The sequence below is a fragment of the Dactylosporangium sp. NPDC051485 genome, from assembly GCF_040682015.1.
GTDB lineage: Bacteria > Actinomycetota > Actinomycetes > Mycobacteriales > Micromonosporaceae > Dactylosporangium.
This window is the reverse complement of record NZ_JBFAZW010000070.1, coordinates 41,856-63,154: the sequence shown is the minus strand read 5'-3', so window position 1 is coordinate 63,154 and position 21,299 is coordinate 41,856. Positions and strand designations below refer to the sequence as shown.

At 73.0% G+C, this 21,299-nt stretch carries 23 protein-coding genes; 17 read left to right on the top strand and 6 right to left on the bottom strand.

Annotated elements, in window-relative coordinates; translation table 11 throughout:
• The 12 genes from AB0M46_RS33145 to AB0M46_RS33090 form a co-directional block, all read left to right on the top strand.
• The coding region (locus AB0M46_RS33145; protein WP_363342524.1) for an amidohydrolase family protein at positions 1-1,254 on the top strand (1,254 nt) is incomplete at its 5' end.
• Positions 1,255-1,270: 16 nt separating this feature from the next.
• Entirely contained in the window at positions 1,271-2,827 is a 1,557-nt protein-coding gene (locus AB0M46_RS33140; protein WP_363342522.1) for a lysine 5,6-aminomutase subunit alpha, read from the top strand.
• Complete coding sequence (locus AB0M46_RS33135) at positions 2,824-3,564, top strand: OAM dimerization domain-containing protein (RefSeq protein WP_363342520.1); 741 nt, start codon at positions 2,824-2,826, stop codon at positions 3,562-3,564. Before AB0M46_RS33140 ends, AB0M46_RS33135 begins: the two co-directional genes overlap by 4 nt.
• 11 nt (positions 3,565-3,575) lie before the next feature.
• Positions 3,576-3,938, top strand: coding sequence for a hotdog domain-containing protein (locus AB0M46_RS33130; protein ID WP_363342536.1), 363 nt, complete (start codon positions 3,576-3,578; stop codon positions 3,936-3,938).
• 196 nt (positions 3,939-4,134) lie between these two features.
• Complete coding sequence (locus AB0M46_RS33125) at positions 4,135-5,394, top strand: glutamate mutase L (protein WP_363342534.1); 1,260 nt, start codon at positions 4,135-4,137, stop codon at positions 5,392-5,394.
• A gap of 523 nt (positions 5,395-5,917) precedes the next feature.
• Positions 5,918-7,546, top strand: coding sequence for an apolipoprotein N-acyltransferase (gene lnt / locus AB0M46_RS33120; protein ID WP_363342532.1), 1,629 nt, complete (start codon positions 5,918-5,920; stop codon positions 7,544-7,546).
• A 64-nt stretch (positions 7,547-7,610) separates the two neighbouring features.
• Positions 7,611-8,378, top strand: coding sequence for a polyprenol monophosphomannose synthase (locus tag AB0M46_RS33115; protein ID WP_363342518.1), 768 nt, complete (start codon positions 7,611-7,613; stop codon positions 8,376-8,378).
• Between the two features lie 14 nt (positions 8,379-8,392).
• The gene (locus tag AB0M46_RS33110) at positions 8,393-8,890 is read left to right on the top strand and encodes an FxsA family protein (protein WP_363342516.1); all 498 of its coding nucleotides are present in this window, start codon (positions 8,393-8,395) and stop codon (positions 8,888-8,890) included.
• Positions 8,887-9,519, top strand: coding sequence for a uridine kinase (locus tag AB0M46_RS33105; protein WP_363342514.1), 633 nt, complete (start codon positions 8,887-8,889; stop codon positions 9,517-9,519). Before AB0M46_RS33110 ends, AB0M46_RS33105 begins: the two co-directional genes overlap by 4 nt.
• 205 nt (positions 9,520-9,724) lie before the next feature.
• Entirely contained in the window at positions 9,725-10,282 is a 558-nt protein-coding gene (locus AB0M46_RS33100; protein WP_363342512.1) for a hypothetical protein, read from the top strand.
• Positions 10,283-10,428: 146 nt separating this feature from the next.
• Positions 10,429-10,893 carry a GNAT family N-acetyltransferase gene (locus tag AB0M46_RS33095; protein WP_363342510.1) on the top strand — a complete coding sequence of 155 codons (465 nt, stop codon included), beginning with the start codon at positions 10,429-10,431 and terminating at the stop codon, positions 10,891-10,893.
• A 155-nt stretch (positions 10,894-11,048) separates the two neighbouring features.
• Positions 11,049-11,516, top strand: a complete 468-nt coding sequence (locus AB0M46_RS33090; protein WP_363342508.1) for a hypothetical protein — start codon at positions 11,049-11,051, stop codon at positions 11,514-11,516.
• Between the two features lie 215 nt (positions 11,517-11,731).
• Here the strand turns inward: AB0M46_RS33090 and AB0M46_RS33085 are convergent, their stop codons facing one another.
• Entirely contained in the window at positions 11,732-13,507 is a 1,776-nt protein-coding gene (locus AB0M46_RS33085) for a hypothetical protein (RefSeq protein WP_363342506.1), read from the bottom strand.
• A gap of 36 nt (positions 13,508-13,543) precedes the next feature.
• Here AB0M46_RS33085 and AB0M46_RS33080 point away from each other — a divergent pair, with 36 nt between their 5' ends.
• Positions 13,544-13,897: a hypothetical protein gene (locus AB0M46_RS33080; RefSeq protein WP_363342504.1), complete on the top strand. Its 354-nt coding sequence runs from the start codon at positions 13,544-13,546 to the stop codon at positions 13,895-13,897.
• Between the two features lie 20 nt (positions 13,898-13,917).
• Here AB0M46_RS33080 and AB0M46_RS33075 read toward each other — a convergent pair whose 3' ends face one another.
• The 3 genes from AB0M46_RS33075 to AB0M46_RS33065 all read right to left on the bottom strand — a co-directional run bounded on the left by AB0M46_RS33075 (position 13,918) and on the right by AB0M46_RS33065 (position 17,218).
• Positions 13,918-14,973, bottom strand: coding sequence for a pentapeptide repeat-containing protein (locus AB0M46_RS33075; protein ID WP_363342502.1), 1,056 nt, complete (start codon positions 14,971-14,973; stop codon positions 13,918-13,920).
• Between the two features lie 254 nt (positions 14,974-15,227).
• Positions 15,228-15,572 (bottom strand): RNA polymerase-binding protein RbpA, encoded by a 345-nt coding sequence (locus AB0M46_RS33070; protein WP_344619238.1) that lies wholly within the window; start codon positions 15,570-15,572, stop codon positions 15,228-15,230.
• Between the two features lie 236 nt (positions 15,573-15,808).
• Complete coding sequence (locus tag AB0M46_RS33065; protein ID WP_363342500.1) at positions 15,809-17,218, bottom strand: hypothetical protein; 1,410 nt, start codon at positions 17,216-17,218, stop codon at positions 15,809-15,811.
• Between the two features lie 182 nt (positions 17,219-17,400).
• On the opposite strand from AB0M46_RS33065, the gene AB0M46_RS33060 reads away from it, so the two are divergent.
• Positions 17,401-17,889: an endonuclease VII domain-containing protein gene (locus tag AB0M46_RS33060; RefSeq protein ID WP_363342498.1), complete on the top strand. Its 489-nt coding sequence runs from the start codon at positions 17,401-17,403 to the stop codon at positions 17,887-17,889.
• A 192-nt stretch (positions 17,890-18,081) separates the two neighbouring features.
• On the opposite strand, the gene AB0M46_RS33055 is transcribed toward AB0M46_RS33060, so the two are convergent.
• Complete coding sequence (locus AB0M46_RS33055; protein WP_363342496.1) at positions 18,082-18,303, bottom strand: hypothetical protein; 222 nt, start codon at positions 18,301-18,303, stop codon at positions 18,082-18,084.
• A gap of 171 nt (positions 18,304-18,474) precedes the next feature.
• Between AB0M46_RS33055 and AB0M46_RS33050 the strand changes: the two genes are divergently transcribed.
• The 3 genes from AB0M46_RS33050 (at position 18,475) to AB0M46_RS33040 (ending at position 20,404) form a co-directional block, all read left to right on the top strand.
• The gene (locus AB0M46_RS33050; protein WP_363342530.1) at positions 18,475-18,948 is read left to right on the top strand and encodes a carboxymuconolactone decarboxylase family protein; all 474 of its coding nucleotides are present in this window, start codon (positions 18,475-18,477) and stop codon (positions 18,946-18,948) included.
• A 176-nt stretch (positions 18,949-19,124) separates the two neighbouring features.
• Positions 19,125-20,048, top strand: a complete 924-nt coding sequence (locus AB0M46_RS33045) for an RNA polymerase sigma-70 factor (protein WP_363342494.1) — start codon at positions 19,125-19,127, stop codon at positions 20,046-20,048.
• On the top strand, positions 20,045-20,404 hold the full coding sequence (locus tag AB0M46_RS33040) for a hypothetical protein (protein ID WP_363342492.1): 360 nt from the start codon (positions 20,045-20,047) through the stop codon (positions 20,402-20,404). Before AB0M46_RS33045 ends, AB0M46_RS33040 begins: the two co-directional genes overlap by 4 nt.
• Here the strand turns inward: AB0M46_RS33040 and AB0M46_RS33035 are convergent.
• Complete coding sequence (locus AB0M46_RS33035; protein WP_363342528.1) at positions 20,376-21,185, bottom strand: slipin family protein; 810 nt, start codon at positions 21,183-21,185, stop codon at positions 20,376-20,378. The genes AB0M46_RS33040 and AB0M46_RS33035 overlap by 29 nt on opposite strands.
• Positions 21,186-21,299: the final 114 nt, after the last annotated feature.

Sequence of the window (21,299 nt, the reverse complement as noted above, 5' to 3'; positions counted from 1 at the left end):
CTGGACGCCGTCCCCCCCCCCGCCCCCGCCCAGCCCGCCGGCGCGGTCGTCAACGCCCACGGCTGGCACGAGTCGGCGTGGGCCGACCCGGCCACGCCGAGCGCGGCGGAGCTGGACCGGGCCGGCGGCGGGCGGGCCGTGTACCTGTCGCGGACCTGCGTGCACGCGGCGCTCGTGTCGACCGCCCTGCTGAGCGCGGAGGCGAAGGCCGCGCCCGGCTACGACGACGGCGGCTGGCTGCGCCGCGACGCCCACCACGTCGTGCGGGAGGCCGCCTACGCGTCGGTCACCGCCGCGCAGGTCCACGCCGCGCAGCGGGCGGCGCTGCGGCACGCCGCGGCGCTGGGGATCGCCTGCGTCCACGAGTGCGGCGGGCCCGGCACCTCCGGCGAGGCCGACTTCACCGCCGCCCTCGGCCACGGCCCCGACCATCCCCTCGTCATCGGCCTGTGGGGCGAGACGGGCGCCGCGGCGAAGGCCCGCGAGCTCGGCGCCGCCGGCGCCGCCGGGGACCTGTATGCCGACGGGGCTCTCGGCGCCCGCACCGCGCACCTCGGCGCCGCCTACCGCGACGAGCCCGGCTCCTGCGGCCACGGCTACCTCACCGCGCAACAGGTCACCGACCATCTCGTCGGCTGCGTCCGCCACGGCGTCCAGGGCGGCTTCCACGCCATCGGCGACCAGGCCATCGGCACCGTCCTGGCGGGCTTCGCCGGTGCCGCCGCGATCGTCGGTGTCGACGCGGTCCGCGACGGGCGGCACCGCGTCGAGCACGCCGAACTGCTCGACAAGGCCGCCATCGCCCGGTTCGTCGAGTTCGGCGTCGTCGCGTCCGTCCAGCCCGCGTTCGACCGGCTGTGGGGCGGCGAGCACGGCATGTACGCGACCCGTCTCGGCCCGGCCCGGGCCCTCGCCGCGAACCCGCTCGCGGCCCTCGCGGGGGTCGGGGTGACGCTCGCGTTCGGCTCCGACAGCCCCGTCACGCCGCTGGACCCGTGGGGCAGCTGCCGGGCCGCGATGCGTCACCACAACCCGGCGCAGCGCATCGGCGGCAAGGCCGCGTTCGCCGCGCACACCCGCGGCGGGTGGCGCGCCGCCCGCCTCGACGACGAAGGTGTCCTCGACCCGGGCGGCACCGCCACGTTCACCGTCTGGGACACCACCGGCCCGGTCGCCGCGGTCCTGTCCGGCGAGCGCAGCCCCGCCGCCCGCCGGACCGTCCTGCGCGGGCGGACGATCCACACCACGACATGAGGATGGAGGCGGCGCGGTGAGCGGGAAACTCGGACTCGACCGGCGCACGGTCGCCAAGGCCAGGCGGCTCGCCGAGGCCGCCGGGCGGCCCGTCGTCGAGCTGGCCCGGACGCACACCACCGCCGCCGTGGAACGGGCCACGCTGCGCCTGGCCGGGATCGGCGGCGCCGACCCGGACGGCATCCCGTGGGTGAACCGGCTCGTCGACGCGGTCGCCGCCGACGTCGGGCTGGGCCACGGGGTGCTGCTGCCCGTCTACGACGCGCTGATCCGTGACGGGCACGCCGACCTGACGTTGCTGGCGCAGAAGGCGGCGGCCGGCAGTGTGCGTTTCGGCGTGCCGCGGCCGGGCAAGGACGGGCGGGTGCGCCGGTCGGCGGCGGCGGCGGTGGCCCGGGGGGTCGCCCGGATCGACCGGCGGCGCCGGGAACGGGAACGGCTCGTGGCCCGGCACGGCGACCCGCCGCAGCGGCCGTGGATCTACCTGATCGTCGCGACCGGCGACATCTACGAGGACATCCCGCAGGCCCAGGCGGCGGCGCGGGCCGGGGCGGACGTGATCGCGGTCATCCGGTCGACGGGGCAGTCGCTGCTGGACTACGTGCCGGAGGGCGCGACCCGGGAGGGGTTCGCGGGGACGTACGCGACGCAGGAGAACTTCCGGCTCATGCGGGCCGCGCTCGACGTGACGTCGAAGGAGGTCGGGCGGTACATCCGGCTGACGAACTACGCGTCGGGCCTGTGCATGCCGGAGATCGCCGCCCTGGCCGGGCTCGAACGGCTCGACATGATGCTCAACGACTCGATGTACGGGATCCTGTTCCGGGACATCAACCCGATCCGCACGTTCGTCGACCAGCGGTTCTCCCGGCAGATCCACGCCCGGGCTGGGATCATCATCAACACCGGCGAGGACAACTACCTCACCACCGCCGACGCGGTCGACGCCGCGCACACCGTGACCGTGTCGCAGCTGCTCAACGAGTATTTCGCGACCGAGGCGGGGCTGCAGACGTGGCAGCTGGGGCTCGGCCACGCGTTCGAGATCAACCCCGACCTGCCGGAGTCGTTCCGGCTGGAGCTCGCGCACGCGTTGCTGGCCCGGGAGCTGTTCCCGGGCGCTCCGCTGAAGTGGATGCCGCCGACGCGGCACATGACCGGCGACGTGTTCCGCGGCAACCTCCTCGACGGGTTCTTCAACCTTGCCGGGGCGCTGACCGGGCAGGGCATCCTGCTCGTCGGCATGATGACCGAGGCCGTCGTCACCCCGTGGCTGTCCGACCGGGACATCGCCCTGCAGAACGTCCGCTACGTGCTGCGGGCCGCGGGCAACCTGCACGAAGACTTCACCCCGGGCCCGTTCATCAAGGACCGGGCCGCGCTGGTACTGCGGGAAGCGGTCGGGCTGCTCGAGCGGATCGCCGCGGAGGGGCTGCTCGAGGCGATCGCCGACGGCACGTTCGGGATCATGCGGCGGCCCGCGGACCGCGGCCGTGGCCTCGACGGCGTCGCCCGCCGCGAACCCGGCTACTACAACCCCGCCGAGGACCTGCTGACGAAGGGGGCACGATGAGCAGCCCACCGGTGATCCGGCCGTACGGGGACACGACCGGCGACGGGATGATCCAGGTGTCGTTCACCCTGCCGCTGCCGGCCGGGAAACGCGGCGAAGGCGCCGCCCTGCAACTGGCCGGGAAGATGGGCATCGACCCGGCCATGGTCGTGCACGCCCGGCCCATCGGCGAGCAGCACACGTTCTACGTGGTGTATGGGCGGGTCAACCATCTTGTCGAACCGGGGAAGGTCGTCGTCGCGGAGCGGGACTATCCGCTGCTGGCGCCGAAGGACGTCAACGCCGCCGTCCGTGCCCGGCTGCGGCGCAAGCTCGTCGTGGTCGGCGCCTGCATCGGCACCGACGCGCACACCGTCGGTATCGACGCCATCCTCAACGTCAAAGGCATCGCCGGGGAGAAGGGCCTGGAGTACTACCGGGAGATCCGGGTCGTGAACCTCGGCGCCCAGGTCGCCGTCGCCGACCTCGTCGCCGCCGCCACCGCCGAGAAGGCCGACGCGGTGCTCGTGTCCCAGGTCGTCACGCAGAAGGACGCGCACCTGCACAACACCCGGGCGATGTCCGCGGCGTTCCGGGAGGCGTTCCCGCCGGCCCGCCGGCCGCTGCTGGTCGTCGGCGGGCCCCGGTTCGACGAGCTCATGGCCGCCGAGCTCGGCGTCGACCGGATCTTCGGCCGCGGGACGACCCCGCGGGAGGTCGCCTCGTATCTGGCGCACACCCTGGCCGGTGCCCGGTGAGCCACGTCGGGGTGACGGTCGTGCACCGCAGGTATGTGCCGTACGGGCACGCCCACTACGGCGGGAACCTCGTCGACGGCGCCTACAGCCTCGCCCTGTTCGGGGACGCCGCGACGGAGCTGTGCATCCGCACCGACGGCGACGAAGGGCTCTTCGCCGGGTACAGCACGGTGGCGTTCCACGCGCCCGTCCACGCCGGTGACGTCGTCGAGGTCACCGCGACCGTGACCCGGCAGGGCAACCGCAGCCGCACCGTCGAGTTCACCTGCCACGTCGCGTGCCGCGCCGAGCCTGGCCGGGGGCCGTCCGCCGCCGCGGTCCTCGACCCGCCGCTGCTGGCCGTGTCCGCCACCGGCACCGTCGTCGTGCCGTGACCGGCCCCGGGTTTGTCCTTGGCACCGCGGAGCCGGCAGGGAGGCCCCCAGGGCCGACCGCTTCGCCTGGTCTGGCTCGATGCGGCTTCGCTCTGATCGACCCAGGCCAGGCGCTGACGGGGGCTACGGTGCCCTGGTGGCACGGACCGGGGCCATGTGCTGCATGGTGTTGCGCGTCGTGTCCGGGGGTGGTCCGGTGACGCTCGCCGCCTGTGTGGACGTCGGGTCGACCGACACCAAGCTCGCCGTCGTCGACACCGGCAGCGGTGAGCTGGTCGCGGCCGCGGCGACGCCGACCACGCTCGGCGGTGACGTCCTCGACGGTGTCGACGCGCTGCTGGCCGCGGCCGGGCCCGTCGAGCACGTCTACTGCTGCTCCTCGGCCGGTGGCGGGCTGCGGCTCGCCGTCATCGGCTACGAGCCGCTGGTCTCCGCCGACGCCGGGCACCGCGTCGCGCTGTCCGCCGGTGCCCGTGTCGTCCACGTCGCCGCCGGGCCGCTCAGCGCCGGGCAGGTGCGGGCCGTGCGCGCCGACCGGCCCGACGTTGTGCTGCTCGTCGGTGGCACCGACGGCGGCGACGGCGACGTCATCGTCCACAACGCCCGCCGGCTCGCCGCCGCCCGGTGGCGGGTCCCGGTCGTCGTCGCCGGTAACGCCGACGCCCGCGGTGACGTCACCGCCGCGCTGGCCCGCCACGGCCTGCCGGTCGTCGTCACCGGCAACGTCCTGCCCCGCATCGGGGTCGTCGACGCGGCGCCCGCCCGGGCGGCGATCCGGGACCTGTTCATCCGGCACGTCATCGGCGGGAAGCGGCTGTCGAAGGGGCCGCGGTTCCCGCGGCTGGTGTCGGCGGCCACCCCGGACGCGGTCCTGACCGGTGTCGGGGTCCTCGCCGCGCAGGCCGGCGGGGACCTGCTCGTCGTCGACGTCGGCGGGGCCACCACCGACGTGTACAGCGCGCTGCAGCCGCGGGAGGTGCCGCCCGACGCGGTCGCCGGGGTGCTGTGGCACGCCCGGACCGTCGAGGGGGACCTCGGCGTACGGTGGAACGTCGCCGGGATCGAGGCCGCCGCCGCCCGTGAACGCGTCCCGGTCGCGGGCGGGCCGCTCGGCCTCGCCGGGGCCGCCGCCACGATCGCCGTGCGCCGTCACACCAGGGCGGGACGCGACCTGCGGCACGTCGTGTCGGTCGTGGCGTCCGGCGGCGTCTTCCGGCATGCGCAGCGCCACGCCGCCACGGCCGCTGCCGAGGCGATCCTGCGCGACCATGCCGGTGGGTGGGCGCTGCCCCGCGCGCCCCGTATCGCCGTGGACGCCGCGTATGTGCTCGCCGCCGCGGGGCTGCTCGCGGCCGACCATCCGGCGGCCGCGGCCCGGTTGTGTGAACAGCTGGGCGAACGGGTGACGTCCGGGGGTGAAACCCCGGCAGAATTCGGTCGCCGACACGGACCGTGACCGAACAGTCCGTGATCGGTTCGTTGCGGGGCGTGGGTGTTCGGGTGAACCGTGACCGACACGCCCGGCCGACACGCCGCCCCGGCGAATTACATCCCGCGAGGCGGTTGACACGCACCCCGCGGCTGCGCGTACCGTCTTTGCGTCCTACTTCGGGAAGGGTGACCGCGGTTCGCTACTCCCCAACGCCGGCTGGCCGGACGCTCATCGTCAACCGACGGGGCGGCCCCGAGCGCAGGCGGCGGGGGTCGGCGGGGGCCGTGAACGCGGCATCCACCGGTGTCAGGGCAGGGGGAATCACGCGACCAGTAGACAACGGCACGCCCCGGGCAGCCAGCCCGCGCCGAGCCGGAACGAAGGCCGCGCACGAACGTCCCTGCCGCACCGGCCGGACATGGGCCTGGGAGCGCGGGGCGCGACCTCGGTCGCGCCCCCATTGCAGCGTTTCGCAGGTTCGGGCCGCATAATTGGCGCCGCAACCCCCACGGAAACGTCTGACACCCCCGGGACGGCGAAGGTGACGTTGGTCGACACCCACACCCCGGCCGCCCCAGCGGCCCCCAGCGCACAACCCGGCCAGCGGCGGCCCCTGCCGCTGTGGGCGGCGCTGCTCGCCGCCGCCGCGGCCGGCGGCACCATGCTCGTCGCGTTCCCGCCGTACGGGCTGTGGTGGGCCGCCCCGGTCGCCGTCGCGCTGCTCGCCCTCGCCGTGCACCGCCGCCGCCTGCGGGCCGGCCTCGGCCTCGGGTTCGCCACCGGGCTGCTGTTCTTCACCCCGCTGCTGTCGTGGACGAACCTGCACACCGGCTTCGTGCCGTGGCTGCTGCTGTCGGTCATGGAAGCGCTGTACCTGGGGCTCCTCGGCGCCGCCGGCGCGTGGCTCAGCCCCCTGCTCGACCGGCGGGACCTGCGCTGGAACCCGGCCGGGTGGGCGTGGCCGGTCGCCGTCGCCGCCCTGTGGACCGGCCAGGAGTGGCTGCGTTCCCGCACCCCGTTCGGCGGGTTCCCGTGGGGCCGGATCGCGTTCAGCCAGGACACGTCGCCGCTGCTGCGCCTCGCCGCGGCCGGCGGGGCACCCCTCGTCACGTTCGCCGTCACCCTCATCGGGGCGCTGCTCGGGTACGCGGTGCTGCGCGGCGCCGGCGCCGGCCCCGACCCGCGGCGGGCCGTGGCGCCCCTCACCGCGGTCGCCGCCGCCCTCGCCGTCGCCGGGCTCGCGCAGCTCGTGCCGCACGCCAAACCCGACGGCAAGGCCGTGTACGTCGCCGTCGTGCAGGGCAACGTGCCCCGCCTCGGCCTCGACTTCAACGCCCAGCGCCGCGCCGTGCTCGACAACCACGTCAACGCCACCATCGCCCTCGGCGACCGGGTCAAGGCCGGCACCGCCCGCCGCCCCGACCTCGTCGTGTGGCCCGAGAACGCCAGCGACATCGACCCGCTGCGCAACCCCGACGCCGGGCAGCTCATCGACCGGGCCGCCGCCGCCGTCGGCGCCCCCATCCTCGTCGGCGCCGTGCTGTACACCCCCGAAACCGGCGTCGAGAACGCCGGGCTCGTGTTCAACCCGGGCCGCGACATCAGCGACCCGGTGCAGAAGTACGTCAAACGGCACCCGGTGCCGTTCGCCGAGACGATGCCGCTGCGCTCCATCGCCCGGATGGTGTCCAAGGAGGTCGACCGGGTCACCGACATGACCGCCGGCACCCGCCCCGGCGTCCTGACCGTCGGCCCCGCCACCGTCGGCGACGTCATCTGCTTCGAGGTCGCCGTCGACGACCTCGTCCGCGACACCGTCGTCGGCGGCGGGCAGCTGATCGCCGTGCAGACGAACAACGCCACCTTCGACGAGGCCGAGGCCCGCCAGCAGCTGGCCATGGTGCGGCTGCGCGCCGTCGAACACGGCCGGGACGCGTTGATGGCCTCCACCGTCGGCATCTCCGCGTTCGCCTCGGCCAGCGGTGTGACCAGCGGCGAGACGCAGTTCGACACCCCCGCCGTCATCCTGGCCGAGCTGCACCTGTCGAACCGACGTACGCTTGCCACGAGGCTCGGCGCGATCCCCGAGTACGTGCTCGCCGGCCTGGCCGTCGCCGGGCTCGCCGCGGCCACCTGGGTGCGGCGCCGCCGCCCCGCCGTCGAGGAGGAGTCGTGAGCGGTCCGCAGCGCCGCGTCAGCTTTGGCTCACGCCGGCGCCGCAGCGCCGCGGAGGTGACGGCGTGAGCGGTTACCCCGGGGTCGGCAGGGTGCTCGTGATCATCCCGACGTACAACGAGGCCGACAACATCCGGATCATCGTCGAGCGGGTGCGCAAGGCCACGCCGGACGTGGACATCCTCGTCGCCGACGACAACAGCCCGGACGGCACCGGCGCCATCGCCGACGAGCTCGCCGCGGTGGATCGTGCCGTACACGTGCTGCACCGGCCCGGCAAGCAGGGCCTCGGCGCCGCATACATCGCCGGGTTCGCGTGGGGCACCGAGCAGGGCTACGACGCCGTCGTCGAGATGGACGCCGACGGCTCCCACGCCCCCGAGGAACTGCCGAAGCTGCTCGACGCCCTCGCCGACGCCGACGTGGTGCTCGGCTCCCGCTACGTCAAGCACGGCCGGACCGTCAACTGGCCCGCGCACCGCCAGGCGATCTCCCGCATCGGCAACCTGTACGTGCGCCTCGCCCTCGGCATGCCGCTGCGCGACGCGACCGGCGGCTACCGGGCGTACCGCACCCCGGTGCTCGGCAAGCTCGAGCTCGACACGATCGCGTCGCACGGCTACTGCTTCCAGGTCGACCTCGCCTGGCGCTCCCACAAAGGGGGGTTCCGCGTCACCGAGGTGCCGATCACGTTCACCGAACGCGAACGCGGCCAGTCGAAGATGAGCTCCAGCATCGTTCGCGAGGCACTGTGGAAGGTGACGCTGTGGGGGACCTCCGCCCGGTGGGTCGCGCTGAAACGCGCGGTCGCCGGGAACGGTCCCGCTCGATAAAAGGGGAGTCAGGCATGCGTGGGGTCGGCTGGGCCGCGGTCGGCGGGTTCGTCCTGGTGGTCGCCGAGATCGTGGTGTTCGTGCTCGTCGCGCACGCCGTCGGCTGGGCCTGGGCGGTCCTGCTCGGCCTGGCCACCATGTTCATCGGGGCGATGCTCGTCAAACGCGAGGGCATGCGGGCCTGGCGGCGCTTCCGCGACGCCGTCAACCAGGGCCGGCCCGCCGGCGGCGAGGTGTCCGACGGCCTCACCGGCCTGCTCGGCGCGCTGCTGCTCATCGTCCCCGGGTTCATCACCGCCACCGCAGGGCTGCTGCTGCTCATCCCGCCCGTGCGGGCCCTCGCCGGCCGGCAGGTCCGCGGCGTCGCCGAGCGGCGCATCTCCCCGGCCGCCGCCGGGGACCTCTTCGGACCGCGGGTCGTGCGCGCCGACCGCACCCCCGACGCTGGATCCGCGGACGGCGGGATCGTCGAGGGCGAGGTCGTCGAGGGAGAGGTCATCGACCCGCGGTGAGGGCCGAGCCCGTCACCGTCGACGCCCTCGCCCGCGACCTCGCCGACCGGGCCGCCACCCTCGCGCCGGGCCACCCGGCCAGGCTCGCCGTGGACGGCGCACCCACCGCCGGCACCGCCGACCTTGCCGAGGCGATCGTGGCGGTACTGCGCGATGCCGGCCGGTTCGTGCTGCACGTGCCCGCCGACGGGTTCCTGCGCGCCGCCTCCCTGCGGCTGGAGCGGGGCCGGACCAACCCCGACGCCTACTACGAGGACTGGCTCGACCTGCGCGGCCTCACCCGGGAAGTCCTCGGCCCGGCCGGGCCCGGCGGCACCGGGCGGGTACTGCCGTCGCTGTGGGACCCGCGGACCGACCGGGCCACCCGGGCCGGCTACGTGCAGCTGCCGGAGCACGGCGTGGTCGTGGTGTCCGGGGTGTTCCTGCTCGGGGCGGGGCTCGACTTCGACCTTGCCGTGCACCTCATGCAGAGCGACGCGGCCCTGGCCCGGCGGGCCGATCCGGCGCTGGCGTGGACGTTGCCGGCGTTCGAGCGGTACCGGTCGGAGGTCATGCCCGAGTACCAGGCCGACGTCGTCGTGCGGGCCGATGATCCCCGCCACCCGGCGCGCGTGGTCGAGGTCGCCTGAACGCACGCCGGCCCTGCCGGGGATTCGTGACCTTTCGCGGCGTTGCGCGGGGCCGGGTCGGCCGGCGGGGCCGACGAGCAGGCGGCGGGGCCGGCCGGAGTCCGCCGCGGTCAGGAGCGGGCGGGTTCGCGTGGCCGTGGGCTGCGGGTTCGGCTGTGCGCGGACGAGGCGGGCGGCGGCCGGTTCCCGGGCTATCGTCGCAGTGGTGAAGACGTTCTGGCTGGACCGGGACCACGAGCGGTATCGCGCGCTCGCCCTCGCCGCGCGGCCCGCGTTCGCCGACAGCCTCGGCGACATCGCCCCCGTCGCCTTCGCCGCGACCGCCTGGACGCTCGCCACCCCGCCCGCCCTCGACCCCGGCTACGTCCGCTGGCACCGCCGCATCCTGACCGCCGAATGCGCCCGCAACCCCTTCGACGGCGGCCTCACCGCCCGCGTCGAGCTCGTCTCCTCCCTGCCCGCCGAACTCACCGCCTCCCGAACCTGGTGGCGCGACCGCGGCTGGCGGGGCTGGCCCGAACTCTTCGGCCAGTTCATCCGGCCCACCGACCGGGACCTGAGCCGCAACCCGCACCTGCGGGCCACCCTGCTCGTCGAGGCGCCCCTGCCGCTGGACGACCTGCCCGCCGCCCCCGACCCGGACGCCACCGACGACGACATCGCCGCGTCGGCGCAACGCGCCGTCACTGTCCTCGTCCGCGACCTGACCGACCTCGTCGGCCCCCTGCTGCAGCAGCTGGACACCTCCCGCGCCGCCACCTGACCCTCCAGCGGCCGGCGCCGTAGGTGCCCGGCCCCGACCTGAGCGACCTCGTGCAGGGATCCCGTCCGCAATGTGCCCCGCTTACGGGTGACTCGTCCGGTGATATCCCACTTGCCGCGATACGGGTGAATTGGGAAGGTCCTCTCGTGGACGTGCGCCCCCTCCGTGCCGACGAGTGGCAGCTCAAGCGTGACCTGCGCCTCGCCGCCCTCCGCGACAGCCCCGCCGCCTTCGCCAGCACGTACGCCCGGGAGGCCCACCGCAGCGAGGCCGACTGGCGCACCTGGCCCGCCGGCGGCGCCTTCTTCACCGCGTTCGCCGCCCCCGGCGAGCCGGTCGGGATCGCCGGGACCTGGGTCGCCGTCGCCGACCCCGCCACCGCGCACCTCATCAGCATGTGGGTCGTCCCCGCCGCCCGCGGCCGTGGCGTCGCCGCCGGTCTCGTCGAGGCCGCCGCCGGCTGGGCCCGCGACCGCGGCCACGCCACCGTCGAGCTCGAGGTCGCCGTCGGCAACACCGCCGCCCTGTCGGCGTACGTCCGCAGCGGCTTCGAAGTCACGCAGCGCGAGCCTTTCACCACGGGCGGCACCGTACTCGTCCTGCCCGTGTAGCCGGCAAATCCGTCCATCACGAGCCACCCCGCCCGGCGAGAGCGCCTGTCCACACGTCCTGCAGTCTCTGACTGAAAGGATGAAGCGTTTTGCGGCATTTGCGCCCTTTAGCTACATAGTGTGATCGCGTCATCACGACACGAGGGGGAGTCAAGATGCGAAACGCACAACGAGTGCTGGCGCTGGGCGCCATGACCCTGACCGCCGGCGCGGTCTTCGGCCTGACGGCCACGGCCGCGTCGGCCGCCACCACCCAGGCCGAGAAGACCACGGTCGCCCAGCCCGGCGCCGACAAGCCGGGCCCGCACGGCGGCCCGAGCGGCGGCCAGCAGGGCGGTCCCCACGGCGGCCCGAGCGGCGGCTCGCAGGGAGGCCCGCACGGCGGCCCGAGCGGTGGTCCCCACGGCGGCCCGCAGGGTGGCCCGCGCGGCGGCCGGCCCGGTGACCACGACCGCTCCTGGATCGCCGGCTGGTACCAGAACAAGAAGACCTGCCAGTTCTTCGCCTGGACCGGCGCGCACTCGGGCCGGTTCGACTACGGCGTCTGCGTCCCGGCCTTCGGTAAGAAGGGCTGGATCCTGGTCGCGCACGAGCGCGACGGCCGTCGCCACCACCACCGCTAGGCGACAGCACGTGTGCGGGCGGCAGTCCTCGGACCGCCGCCCGCACACACGTGTCGGGGGTCGACCAGCATCGGAACGAAAACCCGTACACGTGTCCACCCACCCGCGGGACTCCACCGCCTGCCCCGTGCTCCGCCCGGCCTGGCCGTTGAGGAACAGCGGAACGAAAAATCACGCTAAGCCGGGTGGGCAGGAAGCGGGGCTTGGCCCGGCTTCTACCAGCGGCTCGGGCTCCGGTAGACGAGGCCAAGCTTCTCGGCCCCGTCCTTACTGCCACCGATCATCTCCGCGATGGACTTCGGATCGATGTTCCTCATCGACTCGACAAGCTCGGTAGCCAGGGCCTCCGGAGCTTGGCCCCGAACGTCAACCACGAGGCCGAACTGCACCGACGGATCCTCGAACGAGGCTCTGCGGGCCGGATAGTTGAACGTCAGGCGTGCGACATCGAAGTCCTTCAACCAGGCTGTGCACCAGCCTGGGGCGCAGTCCCATCGAGCCAGGATGGTGGGATCAGCGCGGAACTGGTCGGCTACCAGCCGGGCCAAGGTCCTGGTCGGCCATTCCCAGCTATGGTCCTGCTCGGCCCGGGCGACCTCTCGGTCGTACTCCATCGCATCGAACCGCACCTCCTGCGGTGGGTCGCCTGGCATCGAGGAGCGCCAGTCCTTCCACACCACATGCGGTCCCTCACGCACGATCGTGACATACAGCCCACCGCAGCAGCCCTCGGTGCAGTATGCCTCGGCGAGCCTGATCTCCTTCGGCTCGCTCGTGGCCCTGAGCCGTCCGCTGTAGACCAGCCGCTCCGGCTCCTCTGCGGGACCCTTGTCGAACGCGGCCGCGACGATCGGTGTCCCGTCGATGACGATCCTGGCCTCTATTGCAGGGAATCCCGGGTTTGGATCGGGCACCACGACCCGGACAGCAAATCGTTCGTCAGGTGTGCCGCTGCTGGCCGCTTGTTCGATGATCCAGGCGGCGCGCCTGGCCTCGACCGGATTGCTGGAAGACGCGCTACGTTCCAGCGCCTCGATCCACGGTGCGGAGGTCAACACTTGCTTGATCCGGTCGATGAGGCATCTGCGAAGGTCGCCAACCACCGGTGCTGCCGGCCCGGTGCACAGGTCCTCGGCGACCGAGGTCAGCAAGGCCGCTCGCTCCAGCGTGGCCGGTCTCGTGTCCGCGAGCGCAATCCAACGCTGATAGGTGGCCGTTGCTTGCTTGTATCGGCTGATCTCGTACTGGTAGTTGCGCGTGCTGGTCATCGCGAGCAGGAGGTTCCCGGCCTGATCCCACGAGACATCGTGCACGGCGGGTTCGCCGAGGATCTCCGCCAGTGCATACATTTCGGCGATCTGCCGGGCGAGGTCGCTGGACAGCAGGTCTCGTGGCGTCGACAGCACCCACGCACGTACCACGGGATCGGGATTCCCGGCCAGCGCCCGGACGGCGATGATCCGGGAGTGCTTCCGTGATCGATCGGCGAGCCAGATAAGGTCTCGTGCGGCGGTTGGGATCTTCGCCAGCGCTTCGGCGGCGGGCCGTTCAGCAAAGCGCAACAGCCCGATGACCTTCATCGACGAGACGTCGGCCTGTTCGGCGTTGCCGTCAAGCAGACCGAGCCCGACCAGGACCGCGCGTCGATCCGTACCGTTCCGGACGAGCCAGCGGGCCGTGTCGAGAAGCCGCTGCGAAGGTTCGGGGGCAAGTTCTTGAAGGGCTCGCGTCACGTCCCGGGCGGTAACCGTCAAGCGAGTGCACTGCTCGTGCAGATCGGCGGCTGACAGCATCGGGTTGCTAACGAATTCCCGTAGCAGGGCCGACAGGGCCAGCCTACGTTCCGAATACGGGATGTTCGGATGGTCGCCATCGCGCGGGAGAGGATGACCACCGTCAGGGAGCGGCCCGTCCGGCGTCAGCCGATGCAGGCACAGCGCGTGTTCGAACAAGGACGCCGGATGATCGAGCGCCCTGCGCTCGTCAGCCATGCTCACCGTACTTGGGAAGACTCGATTCTCTTCATCATGCCCGCCACGGTACAGCCCGATGATGTTGCACCCACCCCGACCGCCGTCATCAGCACCCCGCCGCCGGTGGGACGGTCGTGCGCGACCCCCAGCAGCACCGCGACCGGCGGCGTCATCCCGAGCCCGAACGCCGCCAGTCACGCTGCCGTCGTCACCGCCCGCAGCGGCCGCGACACGCCGATCGCCTGCAGCCCCGCGAGCAGGTCCGGCCCCAGCCGGCACCGGGTGCCGTCCGTGTCCGCCGCCGCACGGCCGCGCGTGTTCGCGGGCGCTGCGGTGGGCATCGCCGGTCCGGTCCCCGTCCACGACACCGTCGGCTCCGCCCTGAACACCGCCTCGGCCACGGTCTGACCGCTGGCCGGGGCGGAGCGTCACGGCGCTTGCCAGTGGGCGGGTCGGCGCAGGCGCTGCGGCAGCTTCGTCGCCGCGTCACCGGTGGCGGCGTCGAGCTGCGACTGGATCAGGAACAGCGTCGTGCTCAGGTCCGCGCCGCGAAGATCTGCGCCGCGCAGGTCGGCGCCGATGACGTCCGTCCCGCGCAGGTCGGCGCCGCGCAGGTCCGCGCCGATCAGCAGGGCGCCGCGCAGGTCGGCGTCCCGCAGGTCGGCGCGGCGCAGCTTCGCCCCGATCAGGTGTCGGCCCGGCGACTTCGCCCGGGCGCCGCGGGCGGCCGCGCTGACCTCGCGCAGCAGCGGCGCGATCCGGTCGCGGTGCGCCTCGGCGGCCGCCGGCGTGAGGATGTCGGCGGCGTCACGCAGCGCTCGCGTGGCCGACAGGGCGTCGTCGACGGCCGCTATCAGCGCTGAGGCGGATGCGGCAGACGCGTTCCGCCCCGGGCCGGACTCGGTGAGCGCCGTCGCCGGGGACCGCCGCCGACCCGCCCGCCGCCGGTTGCCGGGGCCCGTCGGCGTCGTCGCCGGGGACACCTCGCCGCCGCCCGACAGCAGCGGCGGCTTTGTGCCGGGCCCCGCCGGGGACGCTTCGCCGGTGACGGCCGCGCTGCTGCCCGGCGGCGGTGGTGACTGGGCGCCCGGCACCTCGTGGGTCGCGCCCGTGCGCGACGGCGGCAGGGATTCGGCGAGGTGGCGGGCTTCGGTGAGGTACCACAGCAGTTCGTGCAGGATGCGGACCGCGGCGAACACGTCGAACATCCGCGGCGCGGACGCCGGGTCGCCGCGCCAGTCGCGGCCCTCGTAGACGACCTGGGCGACGTGCTGGCCGGCGCCGAAACAGTCGTACACCGTGCAGCCCGCGAAGCCGCGCTCCCGCAGGCGGGTGTGGATGCCGCAGCGGAACGTGTCGCCGAGGTTCGGGCACGGCTGGCCGGCCGGTTTGTCGATCGCGAAGTCCGAGGAGCGGGCGAACGTGGGTGCGACGCAGCACAATCCGAAGCACCGTGAGCAGTCGGCGCGTAGCTCTGCGTCCATCGTGCCTTCCTGTCTGTCCGTCCCCGCCGCGGCCGTGACTTCCCGCCGATCCAAGCATCACGCCCGGCGCCGTTCCACGAGTTTTCCGGCTCGGGGGCGTCACGCTTCGCCTCGGCGAGGTGGCGCCGGCGGTCACGGGCGGCGGGAAGGTTGGCGTGCTGGGCGGCGGCGGAACGGGCGGGGTCGCGGATCGTGGTGCGGGCGTCGAAAAGCCCCGGCCGGGGCGGACCGGGGCTTCGGCGACGTTGCTGCAGCTACGCGATGCGACCGCGGCGCCGGCGAACCTCTTCGAGACGCTCGTTGAGGATGTCCTCGAGCTCCGCGATCGTGCGCCGCTCGAGCAGCATGTCCCAGTGGGTGCGCGGCGGCTTCGCCTTCTTCTGCTCGGGCTCGCTGCCGTCGACCAACCGCGCCACGCTGCCGTCGAACTTGCACTCCCAGGTCATCGGGACCTCGGCGTCGACGGCGAACGGAACCTCGAACTGGTGCCCCTTGGCGCACAGGTACTCTCGGGTCTGACGCGGAGCCAGCTCGGTGTTGCGATCGGACTCGTAGCTGACGGCTCCGAGACGGCTGCCGCGCAGCATGCGCTCGCCCATGGTCGGTCTTCCCCTTCGGATCGTGGAGCGTTGCGTTGTTTCCAACGACGCCATGCGGTCTGACGATTCCCACCGCGGGCGGGCAGATTACACGACTTACCCGGGCTGGCGGTAGGTCAGTCGCCGGGTCGGTACCCTGATTTTACGTTGGCTTTCAATGATCGACCAGTTCAGTTGATTCGTGTCGCGCCTCACCGGAGGTAGTTTCGGCAGGTCACCCACCAGGTTGACCGTTCTCACCCGCCGAGCGCGCCGCCGCCGCCCGCGGGTGAGGTGAGCCGGGTCAGAGCCGCGGTGAGCTGCGTCACCTGGTCGCGCAGGTCGTCCGCCCAGCCGTGCGCCCGGTCCGCCTCGTTGCGCAGCCGGAGCGCGTCCTCGCGGGCCGCGATCAGCGCCGCCTCCGCCGCGGCGGCCCGCGCGCCCTCGGCGTCGAGGCGCCGCTGCAGCCGGCTCTCCACCTCGGCGGCCTCCCGCAGCGCCCGCTCCACCGCGGTGTGCGCGACGTCGCGCTCCCGCAGCACGCTGCCGGCCTCGTCGCGGGCGGCGTCACGCTCGCGGTATGCCTCGGCCCGCAACTCCGCCGCCGTCTGCGCCTCCCGCCGGGCCCCGTCGCGCTCCGCGGTGGCGGCGTCGACCGTTTCGCGGTACTGCGCGATCACCCGCTCGGCGTCCTCCCGCGCGGCGGCGACCGTCTCGTCCGCCGCGGCCTGCGCCTCGGTGATGTTCTGCGCACACTCCGCGCGGGCCTCAGCGACCGTCCGCTCGGCGGCCGTGCGGGCGTCGGCGATCATGTGGTGCATTGCGGCGCGGGCCTCGGCGACCGTCGCGTCCGCGGCCGCCTTGCCCTCCGCCACCCGCCGGTCGGCCTGTACGCGGGCGTCGGCGATGTCCCGGTCCGCCTCGGCGCGGGCGGCCGCGACACGCCGGTCCGCCTCCGCCTCGACCTGCCGGCCGAACTCCTCGGCGCGTGTCTCGGCCCGCCGGACCCGCTCCTCGGCCGCCACGAGCTCGGCGGCGTGCGCCACGCCCTGCCGCTCGACGGCCTCCTCGGCCTCCTGCAGCCGGGCCAGTGCCTCCATCTGCAGGGTGTGGGCCTGCAGCAGCTGCTCGGCCGTCTGGTCGCGCTCCGCGACCATGCGCTCGGCCTGGGCCTGCCACTGCCCGGCCTCCTCCTGGGCATCGCGGGCCGCGGCCCGGGCCAGGCCGGTCCCGGCCCGGGCCTCGTCGCGCTCGGCCTGCGCGCGGCGGGTCTGCTCGCGGGCGTCGTCGCGTTCGGCGTGCGCGGCGACCAGCCCCGCCGCCGCCTCGGCCCGCGCCTCCGCGACCCGCCGCTCGATCCCGGCGGGGGAGACCTCGGCGTGCAGGGCGTCGACGAGGTCGCCCAGCGCGTGGTCGAGCCGTTCGGCGATCTCGAACGCGCGGGCGAGCTGCCCGCTCAGGCCCGGCGACGTGCGCTGGCGCATCCGCGCGTTGCGGGCGTTGCGCTGGCATTCGCCGTCGTTGTCGCGGCAGTACCGGAACGGCCGCCCGGCCGCGTTGCGCTGCGGGACCGGCCGCCCGCAGTAGGCGCACGGGCGGTCGTCGCCGGCCCGTGCGTCGGCTTCGTCGCGGTCGTCGATCCGCACGTCGATTCGAGACTCCGTCACGGGCGTCAGCGTAGCCAGCGAACGTTCCCTGGTCACCGCGCCACGCCGATTACCGAATTACCAATACCGATTATTCGTTAATTGGCGCCTGCGGGTCTCCGGCGGCGCGCGGAACGGCTCCACGGGGCGTACACCATAATCACCGTTATGCGGTGGCACCACACTACCTATATGGTGCGACGATGACTGAGCAGCTCGTTCACTGTCGACGGTGCGGAGAGACGAAGCCGCGCGACGAGTTCTACAACCTGCCGCACACCACTGCGCCGCGACGGCCATGCAAGACGTGCATCCTGCAAGACAAGCGCACCCGCTACGCCACACTGGACGGCAACCGGGCCTCACACGCGCAGGTCCTCCGCGAGAAGTACAAACTCACGCCAGCGGAGTACGACCGTATGCTCACGGCGCAGGGCGGTCTGTGCGCGATCTGCCGCAAGCCCGAGACCGCACGCGGGCGCGGCGGTGCGGCGAGGCGGCTGGCGGTCGACCATGATCACCAGACCGGTGCGGTGCGCAAGCTCCTCTGCCACCGGTGCAACCTGGTCACCTGGGCCGTGGAGGAGAACCCCCGCCTGCTGGACATGGTCCGGGCGTACCTGGACGGGCATTCCCCCGCTGGGCTGTCGGACCAGTCGTTGCGCGAGCAAGGGACTGCCGGCGCGCGGTGATCCAGCACCGGATCACCGCGATGCCTGGCGATTGATCCGGACCGCACGACCCGGACGGCGGCGCCGCAGCACCCCCGAGCCGGTGCCCGCGCGGCGACGGTGGCGCTGGCCGGCCCGGTCGAGACCGAAGGGTTCGGCCTGCCCGGGCCCCGCGGTGCCGGCAAGTCCACGACCCGACGCAGCGACCCCACGTCACGGCCGACGCGACCGGCTGCGGCGCCTTCGGTCACGGCAGGACTTCCGGGCGACGGCTGGGGCGGGCCGGCCCGGTGAGCCGCCGGGGCTGAACTCCAGGACCCACTGCGCAGAGGAGCCCACCGCGGCCAGCTTCTCCTGCGGCACGACCATCTTGGAACTGCCCACCAGGCAGACAGCGGCGAGCACTCCAGCGATGATCCACAGCGCGACGTTCATCATCAACTCCCTGATCGAGGACTTCCGCACCCGAGACGAGGCAGCGACTCGGCCCGTGACATGCCCGAACCCAGACAGCGGAGAGACGTGGGTCATACCGCGCCGTGTCACAGGAGTGAGGGCCGCCTCGTCTCGGGGGTGAAGGCGTTGACGAACGTGGAGGAGCGCACGATGGACGCACGATTGAACTACTTCGCCAACCCGGCCGCCGGCAAGGCCCTCAAGTACTTCATGTCGGCTGGCCGGAAACTGAAGGAACTGCCGCTGCCGGCAACGACGCAGGAGTTGGTGGCGCTGCGCGTGAGCCAGATCAACGGCTGCGCGGTCTGCATCGACATGCACACCAAGGAAGCCGCCGCGGCCGGCGAGAGCCCGGTGCGGCTGAACTTGATCGCGGCTTGGCGGGAAGCAACGGTCTTCACCGAGGCTGAACGCGCCGCGCTCGCGTTGGCGGAGCAGGGGACCCGGGTCGCGGACGCAGCCACCGGGGTCAGCGACGAGGTGTGGGCGGGTGCCGCCCAGCACTATGACGAGGAGCAGCTTACGGCCCTCGTGCTGCTGGTCTCGTTCATGAACGCGGTGAACCGGCTGAACATCATCACCCAGCAGCCAGCCGGCGATTACCAGGTCGGCCAGTTCCACTGAACCGCCACCGCACCCCTGGCCCGGGTCAGGCCTGCCGGGGCCGGGGCCATGATCAAGGCCATCAGGTCGTTCGCGGGTGCGAGCGTTGGCCGCTCCGCTCACACATCGGATGATCTTCGAAGGATGCCTCGTCGGCGCGGGTCCGGCCGGGCACTCAGACTGCAAGGGGAGTCGGCGTGAGCAAGGTCGAGGAGTTCGAGGAGCTGCGGCCGCTGCTGTTCTCGATCGCGTACCGGATCCTGGGCAGCGTGGCCGAGGCGGAGGATGCGGTGCAGGAGACCTGGCTCCGCTACGACGCCTCGACCACCCGGCCGGTGTCGGCCAAGGCGTTCCTGTCGGCCACGGTGACCCGGATTGCCATCGACGTGCTGCGCTCCGCCCGGGTACGGCGGGAGGAGTACGTCGGACCGTGGCTGCCCGAGCCGCTGCTGGACGATCCGTACGAGGACCCGGCCCGCGCGGCGGAGCTGGCCGACTCGGTGTCAATGGCGGCGCTGCTGCTCCTGGAGCGGCTCAGCCCGCTGGAGCGGTCGGTGTTCGTGCTGCGGGAGGTCTTCGCCTTTGGCTTCGACGAGATCGCCGCAGCCGTGGGACGCTCGGAGGCGGCGTGCCGACAGCTGCTCGTACGGGCACGCCGCCACATGAACGAGGGACGGCCCCGGTTCGAAGCGGACCGCCAGGAGCGGCAGGAGCTGGCGAGGCGGTTCTTCGAGGCACTGGCGCAGGGAGACGTGGACGGGCTGCAGAGTCTGCTGTCGGCCGACGTCCAGCTCGTCGGGGACGGCGGTGGCAAGGCCCCGCAGCTGGCCAGGGCCGTCGCTGGCGCCGAGAACGTGGCCAGGCTGCTCGCCGCCGTCTACCCGCTGATGGCGCGGGTCGGCATCACGTTCGAACTGCACGAGGTCAACGGCCAGCCGGGCGCGCTCTTCCGTGATCGCGACGGCAAGGTCCTCCACGTCCTCGCCCTCGACGTGCTCGACGGGCAGATCCAGACCATCCGCTCGGTCATCAACCCCGACAAGCTCGGCCACCTCGGTCTGGTCGCCGACGCCTGGACCGTTGATGAGGAAGTGAAGCAGGCCCGCAATAGGAGCGCTTGAAGACCGCGAAGAAGCCGATCGGAGCGCAGAAGTCGTTCTCACTCAAAACTGACAGGAGTGGCGGTCGACCCCCGGTCATCACCGACGACATGCTGCACACCATCCTGCGCGGTAAGGCACTCGGTGAGTCGGTCGAGCAGATCCAGCCCGACCTGATCATCCCCACCGGCAAGCGCAAGGGGCAGAGCCCCAGCGTCGCCAGCATCTACCGGGCGCTCGCCGAGCACGAGAAGGCCCGCGCGTACCCCGAAGCCATAGAGGCGGCCCACGAGGGTGGCCTCCCAAAGGGCCTGACTTTCACCTGGACCAACGAAAGCGTCGAGATGATCATGCGGCCTGGACATGTGACCGCGTGACGGAAAGCTCGGTGCCGGGCGGCTCGGCGGCGGGTGCCTGGGCCTGGTGGTCGAGGAAGCGCAGCAGCTCGACCGGGAACGGCAGGACCACCGTGGAGTTCTTCTCGGCGGCCACCTCGACGACCGTCTCCAGCAGCCGCAACTGCAGCGCCGTCGGCGTCTGCCCCATCGCGGCCGCCGCGTCGGCCAGCTTGCGCGACGCCTGCAGCTCGCCGTCCGCGGTGATGATCCGCGCGCGCCGCTCGCGCTCGGCCTCCGCCTGCCGCGACATCGACCGCTTCATCGACTCCGGCAACGACACGTCCTTGATCTCCACCCGGTCGATGTGCACACCCCATTCGATCGCCGGACTGTCGATCATGACCTCGAGGCCCTGGTTGAGCCGCTCGCGGTTGGTCAGCAGCTCGTCGAGGTCGCTCTTGCCGATGATCGACCGCAGCGACGTCTGCGCCACCTGGAGCACGGCGAACATGTAGTCCTGGACGTTGACGACGGCCCGGACCGGGTCGACGACCCGGAAGTACACCACCGCATCCACGGTGACCGTGACGTTGTCCCGCGTGATCCCGTCCTGCGCCGGTACCGGCAACGTGACGATCTGCAGGCTCACCCTCTGCATCCGGTCGACCGCCGGCACGATCATGCACAGGCCCGGCCCGCGCGTGGCCTCCCGCAGCCGCCCCAGCCGGAAGACCAGACCGCGCTCGTACTGCCGGACGATCCGGGCGCTAGCCGACAACCCGACGATCGCCAAGACGACCAAAAAGATCAACAACACCATGACAATCACGCCGTCCGTGCTCACCACCAGCGTATCCCCGCGTTCAGCCGGGCCACTCCGGCCGGCAGCGCCAGCGCCGAATGCAGCGGCCGGCTCTCACAAACGGCCGTAGAT

Coding starts and splice junctions, on each gene's coding strand:
- AB0M46_RS33060 (WP_363342498.1), top strand. CDS start 17,401: ATGACTGAGCAGCTCGTTCACTGTCGACGGTGCGGAGAGACGAAGCCG.
- AB0M46_RS33135 (WP_363342520.1), top strand. CDS start 2,824: ATGAGCAGCCCACCGGTGATCCGGCCGTACGGGGACACGACCGGCGAC.
- AB0M46_RS33055 (WP_363342496.1), bottom strand. CDS start 18,303: ATGAACGTCGCGCTGTGGATCATCGCTGGAGTGCTCGCCGCTGTCTGC.
- AB0M46_RS33090 (WP_363342508.1), top strand. CDS start 11,049: ATGCGAAACGCACAACGAGTGCTGGCGCTGGGCGCCATGACCCTGACC.
- AB0M46_RS33085 (WP_363342506.1), bottom strand. CDS start 13,507: ATGGCTGACGAGCGCAGGGCGCTCGATCATCCGGCGTCCTTGTTCGAA.
- AB0M46_RS33075 (WP_363342502.1), bottom strand. CDS start 14,973: ATGGACGCAGAGCTACGCGCCGACTGCTCACGGTGCTTCGGATTGTGC.
- AB0M46_RS33110 (WP_363342516.1), top strand. CDS start 8,393: ATGCGTGGGGTCGGCTGGGCCGCGGTCGGCGGGTTCGTCCTGGTGGTC.
- AB0M46_RS33070 (WP_344619238.1), bottom strand. CDS start 15,572: ATGGGCGAGCGCATGCTGCGCGGCAGCCGTCTCGGAGCCGTCAGCTAC.
- AB0M46_RS33050 (WP_363342530.1), top strand. CDS start 18,475: ATGGACGCACGATTGAACTACTTCGCCAACCCGGCCGCCGGCAAGGCC.
- AB0M46_RS33080 (WP_363342504.1), top strand. CDS start 13,544: ATGCCCGCCACGGTACAGCCCGATGATGTTGCACCCACCCCGACCGCC.
- AB0M46_RS33035 (WP_363342528.1), bottom strand. CDS start 21,185: ATGGTGTTGTTGATCTTTTTGGTCGTCTTGGCGATCGTCGGGTTGTCG.